The following is a 693-nucleotide window of genomic DNA, read 5'->3' on the forward strand; positions in this document are numbered from 1 at the left end:
TCTCGTATCTCGTATCTCTTTTATTCAACGCACAAAAAAGAGCACCGAAGCGCCCTTTAAGTATTTTAAATCAATTATTAATCACTGGTTATTACAACCAAATAGCTTCGAGTGAATCAACGAGACCGCTTGTTGCGCCTTGTGACTCTAGCCCTTGAATAATGATTGGTGCAAACGCCGCAACCATTGATGAATCCATACCTAATCCTGAAAATGCATTTTCAACAGATGTTTTTGAGTCCAATACTGACGTTAAACCGGTAGAATCAAGCGTCGACATTCCAGGGAAAAGCATTTCGAGCTCTTGGTTGTCAAAGTTATCAAGGGTATTCTGGGCAAGAGCTAGCATGGAACCTACTCCACCTATAGCTTGCTCATTTGTTACAGATTCTTTGTCACTTAGGGAATTAGCAAGGGTGCTCGTAAATGGTGTTGCTTCATTTTTTTGAGACCACATGTCTACAGCGGTCATAAGGGCTGTTTGTGATAGTTGGGAATAGTTAATATCAGAAGTTGAACTAACTTGTTCTGACTCGCTAGTACTAGCGCAAGATACCACAGCAAGGCTGCTTAAAACGGTGATGAGTACTTTCTTCATTATTCGTCCTTAAGTAATAAAGTAATTTACTCTTTCACTATAAACGAAAAACGGCGATGTAGTCACATCACCGTTGAGCTAATTCAGTCTAATTT

Annotated in this window: 1 protein-coding gene; it reads right to left on the reverse strand. The window is 39.8% G+C overall.

Annotated elements, in window-relative coordinates:
* Window positions 1-91: 91 nt before the first annotated feature.
* Entirely contained in the window at window positions 92-598 is a 507-nt protein-coding gene (locus AB4496_RS10920; RefSeq protein ID WP_009847779.1) for a DUF2780 domain-containing protein, read from the reverse strand.
* Between the last annotated feature and the right edge of the window lie 95 nt (window positions 599-693).

The organism is Vibrio sp. 10N.222.46.A1 (genome assembly GCF_041473595.1).
Lineage (GTDB): Bacteria > Pseudomonadota > Gammaproteobacteria > Enterobacterales > Vibrionaceae > Vibrio > Vibrio tasmaniensis_A.